The organism is Dactylosporangium sp. NBC_01737 (assembly GCF_035963215.1).
Lineage (GTDB): Bacteria > Actinomycetota > Actinomycetes > Mycobacteriales > Micromonosporaceae > Dactylosporangium.
This window is the reverse complement of record NZ_CP109153.1, coordinates 5,714,260-5,734,330: the sequence shown is the minus strand read 5'-3', so window position 1 is coordinate 5,734,330 and position 20,071 is coordinate 5,714,260. Positions and strand designations below refer to the sequence as shown.

Sequence of the window (20,071 nt, the reverse complement as noted above, 5' to 3'; positions counted from 1 at the left end):
ATCTGAGGAGGCGCGCCGGTGCCCGGTACCAAGGCCGACCAGGACGGCACCGTGCTCGTGGACGCCTTCGCCGGGCGGCCACCGGTGGCCGTGCGCCCCACCGCGACGGCGCCTCTGGGGTGGTGGCCGGCGATCTGCGTGGCCCTCGTCGCGTTCGTCGACCGGGTCGAGTACAACCTCCTGGCCGGGGTCGTGCCGCAGATCCAGGAGGAGTTCGGCCTCAGCGACAAGGCGGTCGGCGCCATCCCGACGGCCGGCGCCATCGCCGGGGTGGTGCTGCTGCTGCCGGCGGGCCGGCTCGCCGACACCAGGCGGCGCAACTGGATCATCGCCGCCGTCGTCGGCGCGTGGGCGGTGCTGACCCTGGGGACCGGCCTGGCCGGCTCCTACGCGCTGCTGTTCGGCATCCGGGTGCTGCTCGGCGCGGCCGGGCAGCTGTACAACCCGCCGGCCTCCAGCCTGCTCGCCGACTACTTCCCGCCCGGCGGCCGGGCGCGGGCCTTCGGCCTCGAACGACTCGGCTACTTCGTCGGCCTGCCCGTCGGGGTGCTCGTCGGCGGCGCCCTGGCCCAGGCGGTCGGCTGGCGGCACGCGTTCCTGTTCGTGGCGGTGCCCGGCGCGGTCATCGCCCTGCTCTGCCTCACCGTCCGCGAGCCGATCCGCGGCCTCGGCGACCGCATCGGCGCCCTCGCCGCGGGGGTCACCGCGGCAAAGGCGGAGGCGCCGCCGGCGGCGCCGATGCTGCAGCAGCTGCGGGACCTCATCCGCATCCCGACGCTGCGCTCGGTGGTGGCCGGGCTGACCATCATGTTCTTCGGCCTCGGCGGGCTGTTCTTCTGGATGCCGACGTTCTACCAGCGGCAGTTCGGCCTGGAGGAGGCCGCGGCGACCGGGATCGCCGGCGGGGTCGGCGGCACCGGCATCGTGCTCGGCGTGATCCTCGGCGGCCGGTACGGCGACCGCTTCCACGGCAGGCGCAAGGGCTGGCGGATGGTCCTCGCCGGCACCGCGCTGTTCATCGGCGCGCTGGGCCTGGCGGTCGCCGCCCTCGCCCCGGTGCTGCCGGTGCAGATCGCCGGCTACTTCGTCGCCAACGCCGGCTTCTCCGCGGCGATCCCGAACCTGACCGCCGCGAACGCCGACGTGGTCCCGGCACACCGGCGCGGCCTGGGCTTCGCGGTGCTCAACGCGGTGGTGACCCTCGGCGGCGCGGCCGGCCCGTTCCTGGTCGGGGTCGTCTCCGACGCCCTCGCCGTCGGCACCGGGTCCGGCTCGCTGCGCGGCGCGTTCACCGTCCTGCTGCTGCCGCTGGGTCTCGGCGCGTGGATCATCCGGCGCGGCGGGCGTACCTTCGACGCCGACATCGCACGCGCCACCGGCCGGGATGCGGACGCGCCGCACCCCGGCCCGGACACCGCTACGGCGTGAAGGCCTCCACCTCCAGTAGCCCCACGGCCCGCCGATGGCGAGGTCGGCGCTGGAGAACGCGCTGAAGGACGCGTGTCATGCGGTGCGGGGCAGGTCCCGTCCGGCGGGAGGACAGCGCGGCGGCCCAGGGTCCGCGACAGTTGGACGGCAACGTCAACGGGGGAACACGGGCACGGAGGTCGCCGGACCATGTCGCATCACCAGCTGTATCAGCCGCCCGCCGCACCCGGGTACGGCGCAGCGCCCGGATACGGCGGGTCGCCGGCCAGCGCGGTGCACTGGGTGGTGCCGGTCGGGCGGTCCTGGCAGGCCGTCACGTCCGGCTACGTCGCGCTGTTCGCGATCTTCTTCTGGCCGCTCGGGCCGGTCGCCCTGGGGCTGGGCGTGTGGGCGTTCGTCCGGGCCGCTGGGCACAACGGCCACGGCCGCGGGCGGGCCACCTTCGCCGTGATCGTCGGCACGGTCACGACCTTCCTGCTGCTCGCCATCCTTGCCTTCTCTGTGAAGACCGAGGCGTAGCCGGCATCCCATGCACCCGGCCCCGGCAGGTGGCTGTGCGAGGCACACCTGCCGGGGGCCGGGGTTCAACGCTGGACGCGGGCGCCGCCGCCGCGCACGAGCGACTCGACCTCGGCGAGACTCGCCATCGACGTGTCGCCGGGCGTGGTCATGGCGAGGGCGCCGTGCGCCGCGCCGTACTCGACCGCGGTCGCGATGCCGCCGTCGCGCTCCAGCAGGGCGAAGATGAGCCCGGAGGCGAAGCTGTCGCCGCCGCCGACCCGGTCGAGGATCTCCAGGCCGGGCCGGTGCGTCGCCTCGGCGAAGTCGCCGCCGGCCCAGGCCACGGCGCCCCAGTCGTTGACGGTGGCGCTGTGCACCGCGCGCAGCGTCGTGGCGACGACCTTGAAGCCTGGGTACTCCTCGACGACCGCCTTGATCATCGACTTGAAGTTGCCGGCATCGAGGGCTCCGGCGTGGATGTCGGTGTCCGGCACAGCGAAGCCGAGGCAGGCCGTGAAGTCCTCCTCGTTGCCGATCATGACGTCGACGAGGCCGGCGAGGCGGCGGTTGACCTCCTGGGCGCGGGCCTGCCCGCCGACCGCCTTCCACAGGCTGGGCCGGTAGTTGAGGTCGTAGGAGACGATCGTGCCGTGCCGGCGCGCGGCGGTCATCGCCGCCTCGACCGTCTCCGGCGCCGTCTCGGACAGCGCGGCGTAGATGCCGCCGGTGTGCAGCCACCGCACGCCGAGGGTGCCGAAGAGGTGCTCCCAGTCGACGTCCTCGGGCCGCAGCTGGCTGGCGGCGGTGTGCCCGCGGTCGGAGGTGCCGACGGCGCCGCGGACGCCGAAGCCGCGCTCGGTGAAGTTGAGCCCGTTGCGGGCGGCGCGGCCGATGCCGTCATACGGGACCCAGCGGATGAACGAGGTGTCGACGCCGCCCTGCAGGATGAGGTCCTCCAGGAGCCGGCCGACCTCGTTGTCGGCGAAGGCGGTGACGATCGCGGTCCGCAGGCCGAAGCAGCGGCGCAGGCCGCGGGCCACGTTGTATTCCCCGCCGCCCTCCCAGGCCTGGAAGCTGCGGGCGGTGCGGACCCGGCCGATGCCGGGATCCAGGCGCAGCATCACCTCGCCGAGCGAGACCAGGTCGTAGCGGCACTCCGCCTTCGGTCGCAGTTCCAGCGTCATGCGGCCGCCACCTCCACCGCGGCCGCGGCGCGGGCGGTCACTTCGTCCCAGCGCTGCGCCGCCAGGAGGTCCGGCGCGACGATCCAGCTCGCGCCGATCGCGAGGACCGCGCTCAGCGCGAGGTAGCCCGGCATCACCGCGGGCGTGATGCCGCCCGTGGGGATGAACCGCACCCCGCGGAACGGCGCGGCGAGGGCCTTGATCATCGCGGCCCCGCCGAGCTGCTCGGCGGGGAAGAACTTGACGATGTCCAGGCCGGCGTCGAGGGCCATCTGGATCTCCGTGGCGGTGGCGGCGCCCGGCACGACGAGGACCCCGGCGTCCTGGCAGGCGGCGACGACCGCGGGCGCGAAGCCCGGCGTCACCACGAACCGGGCGCCGGCGGCGATGGCGCGCTCGGCCTGCTGGGCGGTCAGGACCGTGCCGGCGCCGACGATCAGGTCCTCGCGGCCGGCGAGGGCCTCGATCGCGTCCAGTCCGGCGGCGGTGCGCAGGGTGATCTCGGCCGCCTTCAGGCCGCCCTTCGCGAGGGCGTCGCCGAGCGCGTCGGCGTGCCGGGCGTCCTCCAGGACCACCACCGGCACGACCCGACCTATGGCAAGCTGTTCATTATTCTGAACGTCAGTCACAAGTGTGAACATAGTGGAAGCGTCCCCCGTTCGCTACAGTGGCGCCGTGCACGACGACTTCCAGCCGGTCAAGTCCGCCGGACGCACGCTCGACGTGCTCGAGGTCCTCGCGGACCAGCCCCGGTCCTGGACCCTGGTCGACCTGGCCCGGGCGCTGGACATCCCCAAGAGCAGCCTGCACGGCCTGATGCGCACCATGACCGCCCGCGGCTGGGTGCGCGCCGACGAGACCGGTACCCGGTTCCGGCTGGGTATGCGCGCCCTGCAGGTCGGCGCCGCCTATCTCGACGGCGACGACAGCGTCGCGGTGATGTCCGGCGTCCTGGACGAACTGTCCCGCCGCCTCGGCGAGACCGTGCACCTGGGCCGCATCGACGGCACCCAGATCGTGTATCTCGCCAAGCGGGACTCCACCCACCGCCTGCGGCTCTACAGCGCCGTCGGCCGGCGGCTGCCCGCGCACGCGACGGCGCTGGGCAAGGCGCTGCTCGCCCAGCACCCGGACCGCGACGTGGACAGGATGCTCGGCGGGAAATGGCCCCTGGAGCGGCTCACCCCGGGCACCGTCACCGAGCGCGGCGACCTGCACCGGGCCCTCGCGACGGTCCGCGAGGCCGGCTACGCGGTGGACCGGGAGGAGAACGCGGAGGGCATCATGTGCTTCGCGATGGCGGTGCCGCTGACCGACCCGGCCACCGACGCCGTGTCCGTGTCGGTGCCGACCACCCGGATGAGCGCAGAGGTGGAGGGGCGGATCGTCGCCGCGCTCACCGAGCTCGTCCGGCCGCTCGGCCAGGCCCGCAGCATGCTGTCAGCCTGACACTGTGCTGTCAGCCTGACGCGCCGGGCCGGCCCGGCGCGGCGGGGTCACGCCGTAGGCGGCCAGCAGCGCGGCCGTGACCGCCTCGACCGTCACGCCGGGGGCGTCGTCCTGCACGGTGCCGACGGTGTCCGGGTCGAAGTCGTAGCCGAGCTGGCGGTAGGCGACGACCAGCGGCCCGCGCAGCGCGTCCGCGCCGGTGACCTGGACGATCGAGCTGAACAGCCAGCCGTCGCGGGTGACCCGCTGGGCGGACCCGACGACCTTCCTGGTGCCGCCGATGTTGACGCTGTACTCACCGGGGCAGTACTCGCCCGCAACGGCCCCGATCCTGGCGTCGACGCCCAGGCCGGTGAGCACCGACGCGTGCAGGGCGGCGAACCGCCGGAACCGCTCGACGGGATCCCGGGACGCGTCCGGCGTGCGGTACACGTGGTCGATGACGACGCTCCCGCGGTGGTAGACGGCCAGGCTGCCACCCTGCGGGCGCACCACGGGCGTGCAGCCGAGCCGCCGCACCGCTTCGGCGGCGGCCGGGTAGCCGGGGCGCAGGGTGTCCCGGCGGCTGAACGCCGCGGTCGGCGCCGGCGAGTGGATGCGCAGGAACTCCCGCCCGCCGCCCGGGCCGTCACGCAGCAGCCGCGGCCCGAGCGCGACGTCGTCCTCGGGCCCGCCGGGCAGCGGGTCCGAGGCGAGCAGCACGACGGTCACAGCCGGGCGATCACCGAGGCGGGGTCCTCGATCGCGTCGGCGACGCTGCGCATGAAGCCGGCAGCGGTGCCGCCGTCGCACACGCGGTGGTCGAACACGAAGCTCATCTGCGTGATCTTACGGACGCACAACTGGCCGTCCACGACCCACGGCCGGTCGATGATCCGGCCGAGGCCGAGGATCGCGACCTGCGGGTGGTTGATGATCGCGGCGCTGCCGTCGACCCGGAACGCGCCGTAGTTGTTGAGCGTGAACGTCCCCGCCGACAGCTCCCGCGTTGTGCTGCGGCCCTCGCGGGCGCTCGCGGTGAGCCGCCGGATCTCCGTGTCGAGCTGCGCGGTGGTCATGCCGTCGGCGCCAATGACGGCCGGGACGACGAGCCCGCGCTCGCCCTGCACGGCGATGCCGAGGTGCACCTGGTCGAACTCGACGATCTCCTGCCGCTCGGCGTCGAGCCTGGCGTTGAACACCGGGTACTCGCGCAGGCCCGCGACGACGAAGCGGGCGATGTACGCCAGCAGCCCGGGCCCGGCGGGGTTGCTCTCCCGCAGCCGCCACAGGTCCGTCGCGTCGACGTCGACCCACACGGTCGCCTCGGGGATCTCGGCGCGGCTGCGGCTCAGCGCCGCCGACACGGCCTTGCGGAACCCGTTGAGCGGCACCCGCCGCTCACCCGCCACCGCGGTCGCCGGGGCCGGGGCAGGCCGCTCGGCGGCGCGCTCCACATCGGACCGGGTGATGACGCCGCCCTCGCCCGTCGCCTGGACTGCGCGCAGGTCGACACCGTTGGCGCGGGCGAGGTTGCGCACCAGCGGCGAGATCACCAGTGGCACCCGCCGCGTCGGGGCGTCCGAGGCGTCCGAGGCGTCCGGGGCGGCAGGGGTGGCCGGGGTGGCCGGGACGGCGGGGGCGGCCGGGACGGCGGGGGCGGACGGCCGGACGTTGCTGTTCCGGGGGCGGCGGCGACGGCCCGTGGCGGTGCCGCCGGAGGTGCCGTACCCGATGAGGACGTTGCCGGAGCCTGCCTGCTCCTCCTCCCGGTAGGTGGCGGCGGCCACGACGGCCGGTGCCGGCGCGGCCACCGTGATGAGGGGCTTGCCGACCGCGACGGTGGCGCCGGGCGCGGCGTGCAGGGTCTCGACCCGGCCCGCGAACGGCGACGGCACCTCGACCATCGACTTGGCCGTCTCCACCTCGACGATGCTCTGGTCCACGGCGACGGTGTCACCCTCGGCCACCAGCCACCGCACGACCTCCGCCTCGGTGAGGCCCTCGCCGAGGTCCGGCAGCAGGAAGGTCTGTGCCGCCATCACTGCTCCCATTGCAGGTCGTCGACGGCGTCGAGGACCCGGTCCACGCCGGGCAGCTGGAAGTGCTCCAGCTTCGGCGGCGGGTACGGGATGTCCAGGCCGCTCACCCGGCGGATCGGCGCGGCGAGGGCGTTGAAGCAGCGCTCCGTGACCCGGGCGACGATCTCGGCGGAGACGCCGGCGAACCCGGCGGACTCGGTGACGACCACGGCGCGGCCGGTGGAGCGCACCGCGGCGCAGACGGTCTCGTCGTCGAACGGCACGATCGAGCGCAGGTCGACCACCTGGAGGCTGCGCCCTTCGCGTGCGGCGGTCTCGGCGGCCTCGAGGGCGACCGGGACGGCCGGTCCGTAGGCGATCAGCGTGGCATCCGTACCGTGGCGGCGCACGACGGCCGAGCCGATACCGGGTGCCTGGGACGGGATCTCGACCTCGCCCTTGCTCCAGTAGAGCTTCTTCGGCTCCAGGAACACGACCGGGTCCGGCGACGCGATCGCCGCGCGCAGCAGCGCGTAGGCGTCCGACGGCGTCGCCGGGGCGAGCACGTGCAGCCCCGGCGTGTGGGCGTAGTAGGCCTCCGAGGAGTCGCAGTGGTGCTCGACGCCGCCGATGCCACCGGCGTACGGCACCCGGATCACCATCGGCAGCGCGACCCGGCCGCGGGTGCGGTTGCGCATCTTCGCGACGTGGCTGACGATCTGCTCGAACGCCGGGTACGCGAACGCGTCGAACTGCATCTCCACGACCGGGCGCATGCCGTTCATCGCCATGCCGACGGCCATGCCGACGATCCCGGACTCGGCCAGGGGCGTGTCGAAGCAGCGGGCCTCGCCGAAGTCGGCGGTGAGGCCGTCGGTGACGCGGAAGACGCCGCCGAGCGCGCCGACGTCCTCGCCGAACACGACGACCGCCGGGTCCTCGGCCATGGCGTCGCGCAGGGCCCGGTTGAGCGCCTGCGCCATCGACAGCGTGGCGTGCTGCGGCGCGGCCTGCCGCATGGAGGGAAGCGCGGCGGTCCTGGGCTCGGCGACGGTGGTCATCGGGGCGCTCCTTCTCGGCTGAGCTCGTCGGCGATCAGTGCCGCCTGCTCCCGCAACTGCGGTGTCGGGGTCGCGTACACGTGCGCGAACAGGTCGGCCGGGTCGGGTTCGACATCGCGGTTGAGCCCGTCGCGCAGGTGCGCCGCGACGCGTTCCGCCTCGGCGGCGAACCCGGCGAGCTCCTCGTCGCCGACCAGTCCGCGTTCGCGCAGGTGGGTGGTGAGGCGGGTGATGGGGTCCCGTTCGACCCACGCGGCGACCTCGGCGTCGTCGCGGTACCGGGTGGCGTCGTCGGCGTTGGTGTGCGCCTGCATCCGGTACGTGAGCGCCTCGACGAGCTGCGGGCCCTCGCCTGCGCGGGCCCGGTCGACGGCGGCACCGAGGACGGCGAGCAGCGCGGCCATGTCGTTGCCGTCGACGCGTTCGCCGGGCACGCCGTAGCCGACCCCCTTGTGCGCCAGGGACGGTGCCGCGGTCTGCCGCGACAGCGGGACGCTGATGGCGTAGCCGTTGTTCTGCACGAAGAACACGACCGGGGCGTGGAAGACGGCGGCGAAGTTGAGCGCCTCGTGGAAGTCGCCCTCGCTGGTGCCGCCGTCGCCGCACATGGCCATGACGACGGTCGGTTCGCCGCGCAGCCTGGCCGCGTGCGCGACGCCGACCGCGTGCGGCAGCTGCGTGGCCAGGGGCGTGGCGTGCGGTGCGACATTGTGCTCGTACGGGTCGTATCCGCAGTGCCAGTCGCCCTTGAGCAGGCTCAGCGCCTCGACGGGGTCGACGCCCCTGCCGACGGCGGCGACGGTGTCGCGGTAGGTGGGGAACAGCCAGTCGCCGTCGTCGAGCACCTGGGCCGCGGCGACCTGGCAGGCCTCCTGCCCGTGCGAGGACGGGTACACGGCCAGGCGCCCCTGCCGGACCAGCGCGTACGCCTGGTCGTTGAGCCGCCGCGCGGTGAGCAGCGCCCCGAGCGCCCGGACCAGCGCCGCCGGCTCGGGGGCCGCGTAGGGCCCGGCGTGCAGGGCCCGGCCGCTCGCATCGATGAGGGCGACGGGTTCCTCGCCCGGCAGCAGGTGACTCGGGTCACGCGTCATGCCGCAATCCTGAGCCTCGCGCCATTCGCGTTCCACTGCGCGCCGAAGAACGAGAAGATGGAGGCCCGGAGCCCGCCGTACGATGCCAAACGTCCAAACCTAAGGCTCGTTCAGGAAGGGGGCCGAGACACGTGGCCGCCCCGCTCGACGACATCGACCGCCGCATCCTCGTGGAGCTCAGCCGGGACGGCCGCATGTCGATGCGCACCCTGGCCGAGCTGCTGCACATCTCCCGCGCCAACGCCTACGCCCGGGTCCAGCGGCTGCGGGACACGAACGTCATCCGCGGGTTCCGCGCGGACGTCGATCACGTGGCCGCCGGGATGGGCACGTCGGCGTACCTGACGATCAACCTGCGCCAGGCGGAGTGGCGGGTGGTCGGCGAGCAGTTGCGCACCCTGCCCGGCGTCGTGCACATCGCCCTCGTCGGCGGCGAGTTCGACGTGATCCTGCTGGTGCGCGCCAAGGACAACGCCGACCTGCGCCGCCTGGTCCTGGACGTGATCCAGGGCATGCCGGGCGTCCTGAGCACCCGGACCCTGCTGGTCTTCGAGGAGTTCGAGCCTCCGACGGCCGCCTCGATGTGGGAGGCCCGCTGAGCTACCAGCCGGGTGCCGGCTGCAGGACCTGCGGACCGCCGGTGTGCGGCGGCAGGTATCTGGGGTACGGGTCGGGCAGCGCCGCCACGCACGCCGCCGAGCAGGCGTTGACGAGCAGCGGCAGCACGTCGGTGCCGACGGCGCGGGAGATCCAGACCTGGTGCAGCTCCCGGCCGACCGGGCCGTCGCACACGCTGCAGGACCGCACGGCGTCGGCGCCCCACACCCCGGGGTCGAGCGCGGCGAAGTCGGCGTCGGCGGCGTCGGTCACCGGCCGCAGCCGCGGGAACGGCGGCCGGAACTTGAAGTTGCCGTAGAGCACGCGGGTGCTGACCGTGCTGTCGGCGATCCCGGCGCACCGGCTCAGCTCGTACGGGTACCAGTGCAGCCGGTGCGACGTGTACGGCTCGAAGCGCTCGAGGCTCGCCATGGCGCCGATCTCGGGCGGGACGCGGACCAGGTTCGTGCCGTACAGCACGAGATGCCGCACCTCGGTCAGCTTCGCGATCTGCGCCGGGAGGGTGACGACCTGCCGGCGCTGCGCCGCGCTGAGCTGCACGAACGGCTTGAACACCGCGCGCCGGTCGGCGGCCGCCTCGTCGATGAGCTCCAGCAGGCGCAGCCATCCGGGCGCCGTGGTGTCCTGCCGGTCGGCGTGGAAGTCCACGGACGTGGGCCGCGTCGCGACGCTGTGCCCCACGCACCGGCAGCGGTCCCGGTCCGGCTCCGCACCGGCGGGCCCGACCGCGTCGGCGAACCGGTTGGAGAACGTCCTCGGCGTGCCGTCCTGAGCACCCACCGCGCCAGCATATCGACGGCGGCACCGCCATCGGTGCCCCGTGCCGCGCAGGATGGCCGTCCGGCGGCCGGCGGCGCCGTCCGGTCGATCTTGCCTCGGCTGCCGTCGACTGTCGACAATCTGAGATGCGGCGTGACGGTCGCCCCGCGTGCCCCCGGAAGAGGGAGACCATGAAGGTCCTGCACGTCATCGCCTCGCCCCGCAGCGACAAGTCCAACACCCTGCAGGTCGCCGAGCAGTTCCTCACCGAGCTGGGCAGGCACGCGCCGGAGCTCGAGGTCGAGGTCGTCGACCTGTTCAACCACGACCTGCCGGCCCTCGCCGGGAACAACATCGAGACCAAGTACACGCTCAACCACGGGCAGCCGATCGGCCGCGAGCACGTCGAGTCGTGGCGGCAGATCGAGCAGCTCATCGAGCGTTTCCTCGCCGCCGACGTCTACGTCATCTCCAGCCCGATGTGGAACCTGAGCATCCCCTACACGCTGAAGTACTACATCGACTGCATCGTGCAGCCCGGCTACCTGTTCCGGTTCAACGACCTGGGCTACCCCGAGCCGCTCGTGCACGGCAAGCGGATGGTCTGCGTCACCGCACGGGGCAGCGACTACTCACCCGCCGGGCCCCTGCACGCGCTGGACTTCCAGGAGCCCTACCTGCGGTCCATCTTCGGGTTCATCGGCATCACCGACATCGACTTCATCTCCGCCCAGCCGACCGACATCTCAGCCCTGCGCGAATCGGCGATGGCCACCGCCATCGCCAGGGCCCATCACCTGGCACCGGAGTTCGCGGCGCCGGCGGTACCACTGCCAGGGTGACGCCGGTCACCATGGACCTGGTGGTTGGCGGAGATTCCTTTTGTGGGATCCTTACAACACGACGGCACCGGGATGCGTGATGCGGCACAGTGGCGTACTGGCCGGTAATCACGCAGGGTGTAGCAAGGTGCAGGCGGCGCTCCGGGACCCGGACGTCGCCTGCTGTGTGTGGGGAAACTGGGAGGCTCAACCGGTGTTCAGTCGTGTCGCCATCGTCAACCGCGGAGAGGCCGCAATGCGGCTCATCCACGCCGTCCGGGATCTTTCGGCCGAAACCGGGACGCGGATCGAGACGGTCGCTCTCTACACCGACGCCGACCGGACCGCGACATTCGTCCGCGAGGCCGACATCGTCTACCCGCTGGGCCCCGCGTCGGCCCGCCCGTATCTCGACCACGCGGTCCTGGAGCAGGCCCTGGTCCGGACCGGGGCCGACGCCGCATGGGTCGGCTGGGGGTTCGTCGCCGAGGACCCGGCGTTCGCGGAACTGTGCGACAAGCTCGGCGTGACGTTCATCGGGCCGAGCGCGGAGGCGATGCGCAAGCTCGGTGACAAGATCGGCTCGAAGCTCGTCGCCGAGGAGGTCGGCGTCCCCGTCGCGCCGTGGAGCCGCGGCGCGGTCGCCACCCTCGCCGACGCGCTGCGCGCCGGTGAGGAGATCGGCTATCCGCTGATGCTCAAGGCGACCGCCGGCGGCGGCGGGCGCGGCATCCGCATGGTCGCCTCCCCCGAGGACCTCACCGACGCCTACGAGCGCACCAGCCAGGAGGCGCTGCGCGCCTTCGGCTCCGGCGTGGTCTTCCTGGAGCGCCTGGTCACCGGCGCCCGGCACGTCGAGGTCCAGGTCATCGCCGACGGGAAGGGCACCGCCTGGGCACTCGGCGTGCGTGACTGCTCCGTACAGCGGCGAAACCAGAAGATCATCGAGGAGTCCGCCTCCCCGGTCCTGGCACCGGAGCAGGCCGCCGAGCTCAAGGCCTCCGCCGAGCGGCTCGCCGTCGCCGTCGGCTACCGCGGCGCCTGCACCGTGGAGTTCCTCTACCACCCCGGGGAGCGGCTGTTCGCCTTCCTCGAGGTCAACACCCGCCTGCAGGTCGAGCACCCGATCACCGAGATCACCACCGGCACCGACCTGGTCAAGCTGCAGCTGCACGTCGCCGGCGGCGGCCGCCTCGAAGGCCCGCAGCCGGTCGAGAGCGGCCACGCCGTCGAGGCGCGGCTCAACGCCGAGGACCCCGACCGCGACTTCGCGCCCTCACCCGGCCGCATCGCCCGCCTGGCGCTGCCCGCCGGGCCCGGCATCCGCGTCGACACCGGCGTCAGCGAGGGCGACACCATCCCCGCCGACTTCGACTCGATGATCGCGAAGATCATCGCGTACGGCCGCGACCGCGACGAGGCCCTGGCCCGGCTGCGCCGGGCGATGGCCGAGACCACCGTCATCATCGAGGGCGGCACGACCAACAAGAGCTTCGTGATCGACCTGCTCGACCAGCCCGAGGTGATCGACGCCAGCGCCGACACCGGCTGGATCGACCGGGTCCGCGCCGAGGGCCGCCTGGTCAGCCACCGCCACTCCGCGGTCGCCCTGGCCGCCGCCGCGATCGAGGCATACCAGGACGAGGAGGAGATCAGCCGGCACCGGCTGCTGTCCACCGCGCACGGCGGGCGCCCCCAGGTCCAGCACGAGACCGGCCGCCCCCTGGACCTGAAGCTCCGCGGCGTCGGCTACCGCGTCAGCGTCGCCCGCACCGGGCAGAAGCGCTACCGCGTCGGCGTCTCCGGCGGCGGCGACGTGCACCCCGTCGACGTCGAGATCGAACGCTTCGACGAGCACAGCGGCCGGATCATGGTCAACGGCCACCGGTTCCGGCTGGTCACCGCCACCCACGGCCCGATCCACCTGGTCGAGGTCGACGGCACCACCCACCGCATCAGCCGCGACGAGGGCGGCGTCGTGCGCTCCCCCGCACCCGCGCTGGTCGTGGCGACGCCGCTGGCGGTCGGCGACGAGGTCGAGGCCGGCGCGCCGATCCTCGTGCTGGAGAGCATGAAGATGGAGACGGTGCTGCGCGCGCCGTTCCGCGCCCGGGTCCGCGAGTGCCCGGTGTCGGTCGGCAGCCAGGTCGAGACCGGCACGCCGCTGATGCGCCTGGAGCCCCTCGCCGACGGCGCCTCCGGGGCCGAGGACACCGACGTGGCCGAGGTCGCCGAGATCGAGCTGCCGCCCGAGCCGGTCGACGTGTCCGCGGCCGAGCGGGTCGAGCGCGGCCTGCAGGACCTGTGCAGCCTCCTGCTCGGCTTCGACGTCGACCCGCAGGACGGCCGGCGGCTGCTGTCGGGCTACCTCGCCGCGCGCGCCGACCTCAGCGGCCGGCCCCTCGCGGGTGAGCTGGACCTGCTGACCACGTTCGCCGACCTGTCGGAGCTGAGCCGCAACAAGCCCGCCGGCGAGTTCGAGGAGGAGCCGGGCAGCCCCGTCCACAGCCCCCGCGAGTTCTTCCACAGCTACCTGCAGAGCCTCGACGTCGAGCGGGCCGGCCTCCCCGAAGGGTTCCAGGCCAAGCTGCGCAAGGCGTTGCGGCACTACGGCGTCACCGAGCTGGACCGCACGCCGGAGCTCGAAGCCGCCGTCTTCCGGATCTTCCTCGCCCAGCAGCGCATGTCCACCGACGTCGCGGTCGTGTCGGAGCTGCTGCGGCAGTGGCTGGGCGGCCTGCCGCCCCTCGAGTCGCTCAGCGAGCGCGCCGGGCTCACCCTCGAGCACCTCGTCGAGGCCACCCAGGTCCGCTTCCCCGCGGTGTCGGACCTGGCCCGCGGCGTGGTGTTCCGCTGGTTCGCGCAGCCGCTGCTGCGCCGCAACCGCGCGAAGGTCTACGCCGCGGTCCGCGAGGACCTGCTCCACCTGGACCGCAACCCCGACGCCCCGGACCGCGCCGAACGCATCCAGGCCATGGTCGCCAGCGCGGAGCCCCTGGTCCGCCTGATCGGCCAGCGGATCGGGCGCCCCGGCCGCGACCACGCGCCCCTGCTGGAGGTCCTGACCCGGCGGTACTACGGCAACCGGGCGCTGTCCGGCGTCACCGTGCGGGAGGCGGCCGGCTGCCGGTTCGTCACCGCCGAGCGCACCGACTCCTCCGGCGTGGTCCGCATCGTCACCACCGCCGTCGACATCGCCGCCCTGCCGCACGCCATCGGCGCGGTGACCGAGCTGGCCGCCGGCGTCGCCGACGACGGGCTGGTCGCCGACCTGTACGTCACCTGGGAGGATCAGCCCGACGCCGACGCGATCGCGGTGCGGCTCGCGGAACTGCTCGCCGAGCAGCCGCTGCCCGCGGCCGTGCGCCGGATCACCACCACCGTCGCCGGCACCAGCGGCGCCGTGATGCACCACCACTTCACGTTCCGCCCCGCCGGCGCGAGCGCCGGCTCGGGCGTCGTTTCCGGCCTCGGCTCGGGCGTCGGCTCCGGCCTCGGCTCCGGCTTCGTTGAGGACCGGCTGATCCGTGGCCTGCACCCGCAGATCGCGCAGCGCCTCCAGCTGCACCGGCTGCGCGAGTTCGACCTCACCCGGCTGCCGTCCGCGGACGAGGAGATCTACCTGTTCAAGGCGGTAGCCCGCAGCAACCCGGCCGACGAGCGGCTCATCGCGATGGGGCAGGTCCGCGACCTGACCCCGCTGCGCGAGGCCGACGGCCGCCTGGTCGCGCTGCCCGCCGTCGAGGACGCGATCACCGCCGGCCTCGACGCGATCCGCAACATCCAGGCGCAGCGGCCGCAGAACAAGCGGTTCGACACCAACCGGATCCTGATGTACGTCTGGCCGTCGACCGAGCTGACCGGCGAGGAGCTCAACGCCCTCGTCCAGCGCATCCTGCCGACCACGGCGGGCGCCGGCCTCGAAGAGGTCCAGTTCATCGCCCGGCAGCGCAACTCGGCCGGCGACCTCAGCGAGGTCGCCGTGCGGATCACCCTCGACCCCGGCCACGGCGTGCAGCTGTTCGTCGACAAGCCGTCGACCGAGCCGCTGCAGCCCCTCGACGACTACCGGCAGAAGGTGCTGCGCGCGGCCCGCCGCGGCAACGTCTACCCCTACGAGCTGACCGGCCTGCTCGCCGGCCCCGACGGCACCTTCGTCGAGCACGACCTCGTCGACGGGGCCCTCGTGCCCGTCGACCGCCCGAAGGGCAGGAACACCGCGGCGATCGTCGCCGGCGTCGTCACCACCCTCACCGAACGGCACCCCGAGGGCATCACCCGCGTCGTGCTGCTCGGCGACCCGACGAAGGCGCTCGGCGCCCTCGCCGAGCCCGAGTGCTCCCGCGTGATCGCCGCGCTCGACCTCGCCGCCCGGATGCGGGTACCCCTGGAGTGGTTCGCCCTGTCCGCCGGCGCGAAGATCTCGATGAGCTCCGGCACCGAGAACATGGACTGGGTCGCCGCCGCCCTCAAACGCATCGTCACCTTCACCCAGGCCGGCGGCGAGATCAACATCGTGGTCGCCGGGATCAACGTCGGCGCCCAGCCCTACTGGAACGCCGAAGCGACGATGCTCATGCACACCAAGGGCATCCTCGTCATGACCCCTGACTCGGCGATGGTCCTCACCGGCAAGCAGTCCCTGGACTTCTCCGGCGGCGTGTCCGCCGAGGACAACTACGGCATCGGCGGCTACGACCGCGTCATGGGCCCCAACGGCCAGGCACAGTACTGGGCACCGTACCTGCCGGCCGCCCGCGACGTGCTCATGGCACATTACGACCACACGTACGTCGTACCCGGTGAGACCGGACCACGCAGGGCCGCTTCCGCGGACCCGGTCGACCGTGACGTCTCCGACTACCCGCACGCGATCGTCGGCAGCGACTTCACCACCGTCGGCCAGATCTTCTCCGCGACGCACAACCCCGACCGCAAGAAGCCGTTCGACATCCGCACCGTGATGCGGGCCCTGTCCGACCAGGACCACCCCGTGCTGGAACGCTGGGCCGGTATGGCCGACGCGGAGACGTCCGCGGTGCAGGACGCGCACATCGGCGGCTGGCCGGTCTGCCTCATCGGCATCGAGTCCCGCTCGGTGCCACGGCGCGGCTTCCCACCCACCGACGGCCCGGACACGTACACCGCCGGCACCCTCTTCCCACGCTCGTCGAAGAAGACCGCACGGGCCATCAACGCCGCCTCCGGCAACCGGCCCCTCGTCGTCCTGGCGAACCTGTCCGGCTTCGACGGCTCCCCCGAGTCGATGCGCAAGCTGCAGCTGGAGTACGGCGCCGAGATCGGCCGCGCCATCGTCAACTTCGAAGGCCCGATCGTCTTCTGCGTCATCTCCCGCTACCACGGCGGCGCGTTCGTGGTCTTCTCCAAGGCCCTCAACCCGAACATGACCGTCCTGGCCCTGGAGGGCTCCTTCGCCTCCGTGCTCGGCGGCGCCCCGGCCGCCGCGGTCGTGTTCACCGGCGACGTGAACAACCGCACCGCGACCGACCCGCGCGTCACCGACCTGCAGGCCCGGGTCACCGCGGCCAGCGGCGCCGAGCGGGCCGCGCTCAACGCCCAGCTCGCCGAGGTGCACTCCTCGGTGCGCGCCGAGAAGCTCGGCGAGGTGGCCGCCGAGTTCGACCGCGTCCACAACATCCAGCGCGCGGTCACCGTGGGCTCCGTCGACGCGATCATCAGCGCCGCCGAGCTGCGCCCCCGCATCATCGAAGCGATCGAGCACGGCATGAAACGTTGAGCTACGCGCCTGTACTCCCCCAGGAGTCAGTGATCGTCTTTCGGTTGCGGTTCGCGTGCGTGTTTGGCATGCCCGCAATAGAAGATCCAGCACGGCTGCGGCCGTTTGTGGTTCCGCGCAGCCTTCGGCGGCGCGACGGGTAGCGCTGTCACCGTCCGTGCCGTGCCTGGGGTGATGCCAAGCCAGGTCCGAATTCACATGGTCCAGCGCCGTCGAGGTCATCATTCGGTGCTACAACACCGTCGCTGGTCAAAAGACGAAGACCATCGATCACTGGACCGGGTAGTACCAGCACTCGGACGGCGATCTTCTGTCTCGGCTCATGATCGAAGGCGCCCCGTGGTCGTCCGGACGACCACCCGGATCCTTCGATCAAGCGGCCAAGATCGTAGATCTTGGCGCGTGCTCCGGGCGTGCTGTGATATGGGTGATTTGTTCGTTCTTTGGACCAGCGACGGTGTTGTAGCACCGAATGATGACCTCGACGGACCTGGATCATGCGAGTTCGGACCTGGCTTGGCATCACCTTGACACGGCGCCGTGATGGATTTTCCATTACGGGCATGCCAAACACGCACGCGAACCCGGAAAAAAGGGCACACAGCGCATCGGCGGACGGCAGCCCCCACAACCCAACAGACACGGCCTAGCCTCGGGGGGTGACCACGCACCGACTCTCCCCCGTCGACGCGCGCCGGATCGCCGTCCGTGCGCAACTGCTGGACCAGGATCGGCCCTCCGGGCTGCCGGAGCTGGTGCGGCATCTGACGTTGCTGCAGATCGACCCGACCGCGGCCGTCGCGCCCACCGCGGACCTCGTCGCGTGGAGCAGGCTCGGCGCGGTGTACGCGCCCGCGGACCTCGTCGACGCGCTCAAGCGGCGCGAGCTGGTCGAGCTGGCCGCGACGATCCGGCCCGCCGAGGACATCGCGCTGTACCGGGCCGAGATGGCCCAGCGACGCGAGGACGGCCTCACGTATCCGCGGCACCGTGAGTGGCTGCGGGCCAACGACGCGTGCCGGCAGGACATCCTCGCCCGGCTGGCCGCGGATGGGCCGCTGCCGTCGCGGACGCTGCCGGACACGTGTGCGGTGCCCTGGGCGTCGACCGGCTGGACCAACGACCAGAACGTCATCCGGCTGCTCGACCTGATGGCGGCGCTGGGTGAGGTGGCGGTCGCCGGGCGGCAGGGGCGGGACCGGTTGTGGGACCTCGCCGAGCGGGTGTACCCCGACGATCGGCCCGTCCCCGCCGACGAGGCGCCGCAAAGGCGGGGTGAGCGGCGGCTGCGGGCCCTCGGCATCGCCCGGGCGAAGACGACCGAGGTGCCGATCGAGCCGTGGGGCGTCGGCGAGGTGGGTGAGCCCGCCGTCGTCGAGGGGGTCAAGGGCACCTGGCGGGTCGACCCCGAGCAGCTGGACCGACTGGGGCGGCCGTTCGCCGGCAGGGCCGCGCTGCTGTCGCCGTTCGACCGGCTGATCCACGACCGGAAGCGGGCCCTGGAGCTGTTCGGGTTCGACTACGGCCTGGAGATGTACAAGCCTGTCGCGAAACGCCGGTGGGGCTACTACGCGCTGCCGATCCTGCACGGCGACCGCCTGGTCGGCAAGCTCGACGCGACCGCCGACCGCAAGGCCGACGTCCTGCGGATCAACGCGATCCACGAGGACGAGCCGTTCCCGAAGGCGACAACGGCAGCCGTCAGGTCCGAGATCAACGCCCTCGCCGGCTGGCTGCGGCTGACCACGGAAGGCTAGATCCTGGCGCCCTTGGCGAGGTTGCAGCGGCGGCACAGCAGCTGGAGATTGCCGACGCTGGTCGCGCCGCCGCGGCTCCACGGGATGACGTGGTCGAACTCGAGGTACTCGGTGGCCTGGCACTCCACGCACGCGCCGCCGTCGCGGCGCCACACCTCGGCCCGGATCGCCGGCGGGACGGAGCGGGAGTCGCGCTGGCCCGGCGCCGCCACGATCCGCTTGGCGATCTTCAGCACGCCGGTGAGCACGGCGGCCACGTACTCGGGGTCGCCGACCTCGTAACTGCCGCCGCCGCGGGCGGTCGTGGCCGCGACGACGACGGTGCCGTACTCGGGGCGGGCCTCCAGGACCTTGGCCCAGGCGAGGTCGGAGCCGGCGGTGTCGCCGACGAAACGCAGCTTGGCGTTCGTGGCGATGAGCCTGCCGCTGCTGCGGCGCGGTCCGGCGGCCAGCTGCCGCACCCGCACCGCCGGCACCTCCAGGTGCAGGATCTCGTCGGCGTCCAGGTGCAGGGTGCTCTGCGCGACCCGCGGCACCGCACCGTTGCTGATCAGCCCGAGCTCCAGGCCGCGCTGCAACCGGCGGCGCATCGTGCTGATCGCGGGGTCGATGACGCCGAGCGTGCGGACCGCTTCGTCGAACCCGTCCATCTCGTGCTGCTCGATGATCCCGTCGGCGAAGGCGAACGTGAGGAGCCGGTGCAGGTGGTGTACGGCGACCGGGCGCAGCGCCTCACGACCGGCCTCCTCCCGGACCCGGTAGTAGCGCAGCTCCGTCCACAGTTCGTCCCAGGCCGGACCGGTCGTGCCGGTGGCGGCGAGGACCCTGGCGGCCTTGGTCCGCCACCCGGCCAGCACGCCGCTGATCTCCGGCTCGCATCGCCGGCAGACCGACGGCACGCCGGCGTAGCTGCGGTACTTCGGCCCGCCGCACCGCCCGCACACGGCCGGGGTGTCGTGGCGGAACGGGACGGTCTGCACGCTCCACTCGGTGCCGGTCCACCAGCGCAGGACGCCAGGGTGGTCCGGCGTCACGTACCAGTCGGGCCGTGGCCGTGCAACCGGGTCCGGCAACGGATCCGGCTCCGCGGCGGGCTCCTCGTCGACCGTGACCCCGTAGTGCGTCGCCAGGCCGGCCAGCCCGGAGTCCCAGCCCTGCCCGATGGCCCGGAACTTCCAGCGGCCCTGCCGCCGGTAGAACTCGCCGAGCACCACCGCGGCGACCGGCTCCACGTCCAGCACCGGGAACCGGGCGAGGACCCGCCCGCGCCCGTCCGACACGGTCACCGCGAGCCCCGGCACCGCGTCGAACGTGCCGGTGTCCATCGACGCGGCGATGACGACGCTGTCGACGTCCGCCGGTACCCGCGCGAGGTCGACGGTCAAGGTCGCCGACGCGGGACCGTCGGTGCTCAGCAACACCGCCCCGGACGCGTCACCCGGCTGGTTGTAGAAGACGAAGTCGCCGTCCCCGCGCACCTTGCCGCCGGCGTCGATCAGCAGCGCGCACGGGTCCACCGCCGGGCCGGGCCGCCAGGCCACCTTCGCCTGGACGGCCGTCGCGTCGATCGTGGTGTTCGCGCCGCGGGCGAGTGCAGCGGTCGTCATGCGGGGGCACCTCCGGGGCGTGAGCGTATCGACACGG

At 73.0% G+C, this 20,071-nt stretch carries 15 protein-coding genes; 7 read left to right on the top strand and 8 right to left on the bottom strand.

All coding sequences use genetic code 11. The annotated features are described in order from the left end of the window. Positions 1–18 precede the first annotated feature (18 nt). Positions 19–1,428 carry an MFS transporter gene (locus OHA72_RS25855; RefSeq protein WP_327010377.1) on the top strand — a complete coding sequence of 470 codons (1,410 nt, stop codon included), beginning with the start codon at positions 19–21 and terminating at the stop codon, positions 1,426–1,428. A gap of 189 nt (positions 1,429–1,617) precedes the next feature. Then, positions 1,618–1,947: a hypothetical protein gene (locus OHA72_RS25850; protein WP_327010376.1), complete on the top strand. Its 330-nt coding sequence runs from the start codon at positions 1,618–1,620 to the stop codon at positions 1,945–1,947. Positions 1,948–2,012: 65 nt separating this feature from the next. Here OHA72_RS25850 and OHA72_RS25845 read toward each other — a convergent pair whose 3' ends face one another. Next, positions 2,013–3,113, bottom strand: a complete 1,101-nt coding sequence (locus tag OHA72_RS25845) for a sugar kinase (protein WP_327010375.1) — start codon at positions 3,111–3,113, stop codon at positions 2,013–2,015. Next, positions 3,110–3,697, bottom strand: a complete 588-nt coding sequence (gene eda / locus OHA72_RS25840) for a bifunctional 4-hydroxy-2-oxoglutarate aldolase/2-dehydro-3-deoxy-phosphogluconate aldolase (RefSeq protein ID WP_327010374.1) — start codon at positions 3,695–3,697, stop codon at positions 3,110–3,112. Before eda ends, OHA72_RS25845 begins: the two co-directional genes overlap by 4 nt. Before the next feature lie 91 nt (positions 3,698–3,788). Between eda and OHA72_RS25835 the strand changes: the two genes are divergently transcribed. Beyond that, positions 3,789–4,562 (top strand): IclR family transcriptional regulator, encoded by a 774-nt coding sequence (locus tag OHA72_RS25835; protein WP_327010373.1) that lies wholly within the window; start codon positions 3,789–3,791, stop codon positions 4,560–4,562. Here OHA72_RS25835 and OHA72_RS25830 read toward each other — a convergent pair. The 4 genes from OHA72_RS25830 to pdhA are packed head-to-tail and all read right to left on the bottom strand — an operon-like array spanning position 4,554 to position 8,714. Next, on the bottom strand, positions 4,554–5,273 hold the full coding sequence (locus tag OHA72_RS25830) for a lipoate--protein ligase family protein (protein ID WP_327010372.1): 720 nt from the start codon (positions 5,271–5,273) through the stop codon (positions 4,554–4,556). The genes OHA72_RS25835 and OHA72_RS25830 overlap by 9 nt on opposite strands. Next, complete coding sequence (locus OHA72_RS25825; RefSeq protein ID WP_327010371.1) at positions 5,270–6,583, bottom strand: dihydrolipoamide acetyltransferase family protein; 1,314 nt, start codon at positions 6,581–6,583, stop codon at positions 5,270–5,272. The genes OHA72_RS25830 and OHA72_RS25825 overlap by 4 nt, the downstream gene beginning before the upstream one ends. Then, on the bottom strand, positions 6,583–7,581 hold the full coding sequence (locus tag OHA72_RS25820) for an alpha-ketoacid dehydrogenase subunit beta (protein ID WP_327011665.1): 999 nt from the start codon (positions 7,579–7,581) through the stop codon (positions 6,583–6,585). The genes OHA72_RS25825 and OHA72_RS25820 overlap by 1 nt, the downstream gene beginning before the upstream one ends. Before the next feature lie 38 nt (positions 7,582–7,619). Beyond that, positions 7,620–8,714, bottom strand: a complete 1,095-nt coding sequence (gene pdhA / locus OHA72_RS25815) for a pyruvate dehydrogenase (acetyl-transferring) E1 component subunit alpha (protein ID WP_327010370.1) — start codon at positions 8,712–8,714, stop codon at positions 7,620–7,622. Positions 8,715–8,845: 131 nt separating this feature from the next. On the opposite strand from pdhA, the gene OHA72_RS25810 reads away from it, so the two are divergent. After that, on the top strand, positions 8,846–9,313 hold the full coding sequence (locus OHA72_RS25810) for an Lrp/AsnC family transcriptional regulator (protein WP_327010369.1): 468 nt from the start codon (positions 8,846–8,848) through the stop codon (positions 9,311–9,313). 1 nt (position 9,314) lies between these two features. On the opposite strand, the gene OHA72_RS25805 is transcribed toward OHA72_RS25810, so the two are convergent. Continuing rightward, the gene (locus OHA72_RS25805) at positions 9,315–10,112 is read right to left on the bottom strand and encodes a leucine-rich repeat domain-containing protein (protein ID WP_327010368.1); all 798 of its coding nucleotides are present in this window, start codon (positions 10,110–10,112) and stop codon (positions 9,315–9,317) included. A 170-nt stretch (positions 10,113–10,282) separates the two neighbouring features. On the opposite strand from OHA72_RS25805, the gene OHA72_RS25800 reads away from it, so the two are divergent. The 3 genes from OHA72_RS25800 to OHA72_RS25790 all read left to right on the top strand — a co-directional run bounded on the left by OHA72_RS25800 (position 10,283) and on the right by OHA72_RS25790 (position 18,427). Continuing rightward, complete coding sequence (locus tag OHA72_RS25800; protein ID WP_327010367.1) at positions 10,283–10,933, top strand: FMN-dependent NADH-azoreductase; 651 nt, start codon at positions 10,283–10,285, stop codon at positions 10,931–10,933. Between the two features lie 193 nt (positions 10,934–11,126). Further along, positions 11,127–16,670, top strand: coding sequence for an ATP-binding protein (locus OHA72_RS25795; RefSeq protein WP_327011664.1), 5,544 nt, complete (start codon positions 11,127–11,129; stop codon positions 16,668–16,670). Between the two features lie 659 nt (positions 16,671–17,329). Continuing rightward, positions 17,330–18,427, top strand: coding sequence for a DNA glycosylase AlkZ-like family protein (locus OHA72_RS25790; RefSeq protein ID WP_327010366.1), 1,098 nt, complete (start codon positions 17,330–17,332; stop codon positions 18,425–18,427). Here the strand turns inward: OHA72_RS25790 and OHA72_RS25785 are convergent. Next, a complete protein-coding gene (locus OHA72_RS25785) occupies positions 18,424–20,034 on the bottom strand; it encodes a TerD family protein (RefSeq protein ID WP_327010365.1) in 1,611 nt (536 codons plus the stop codon). The genes OHA72_RS25790 and OHA72_RS25785 overlap by 4 nt on opposite strands. Positions 20,035–20,071 lie beyond the last annotated feature (37 nt).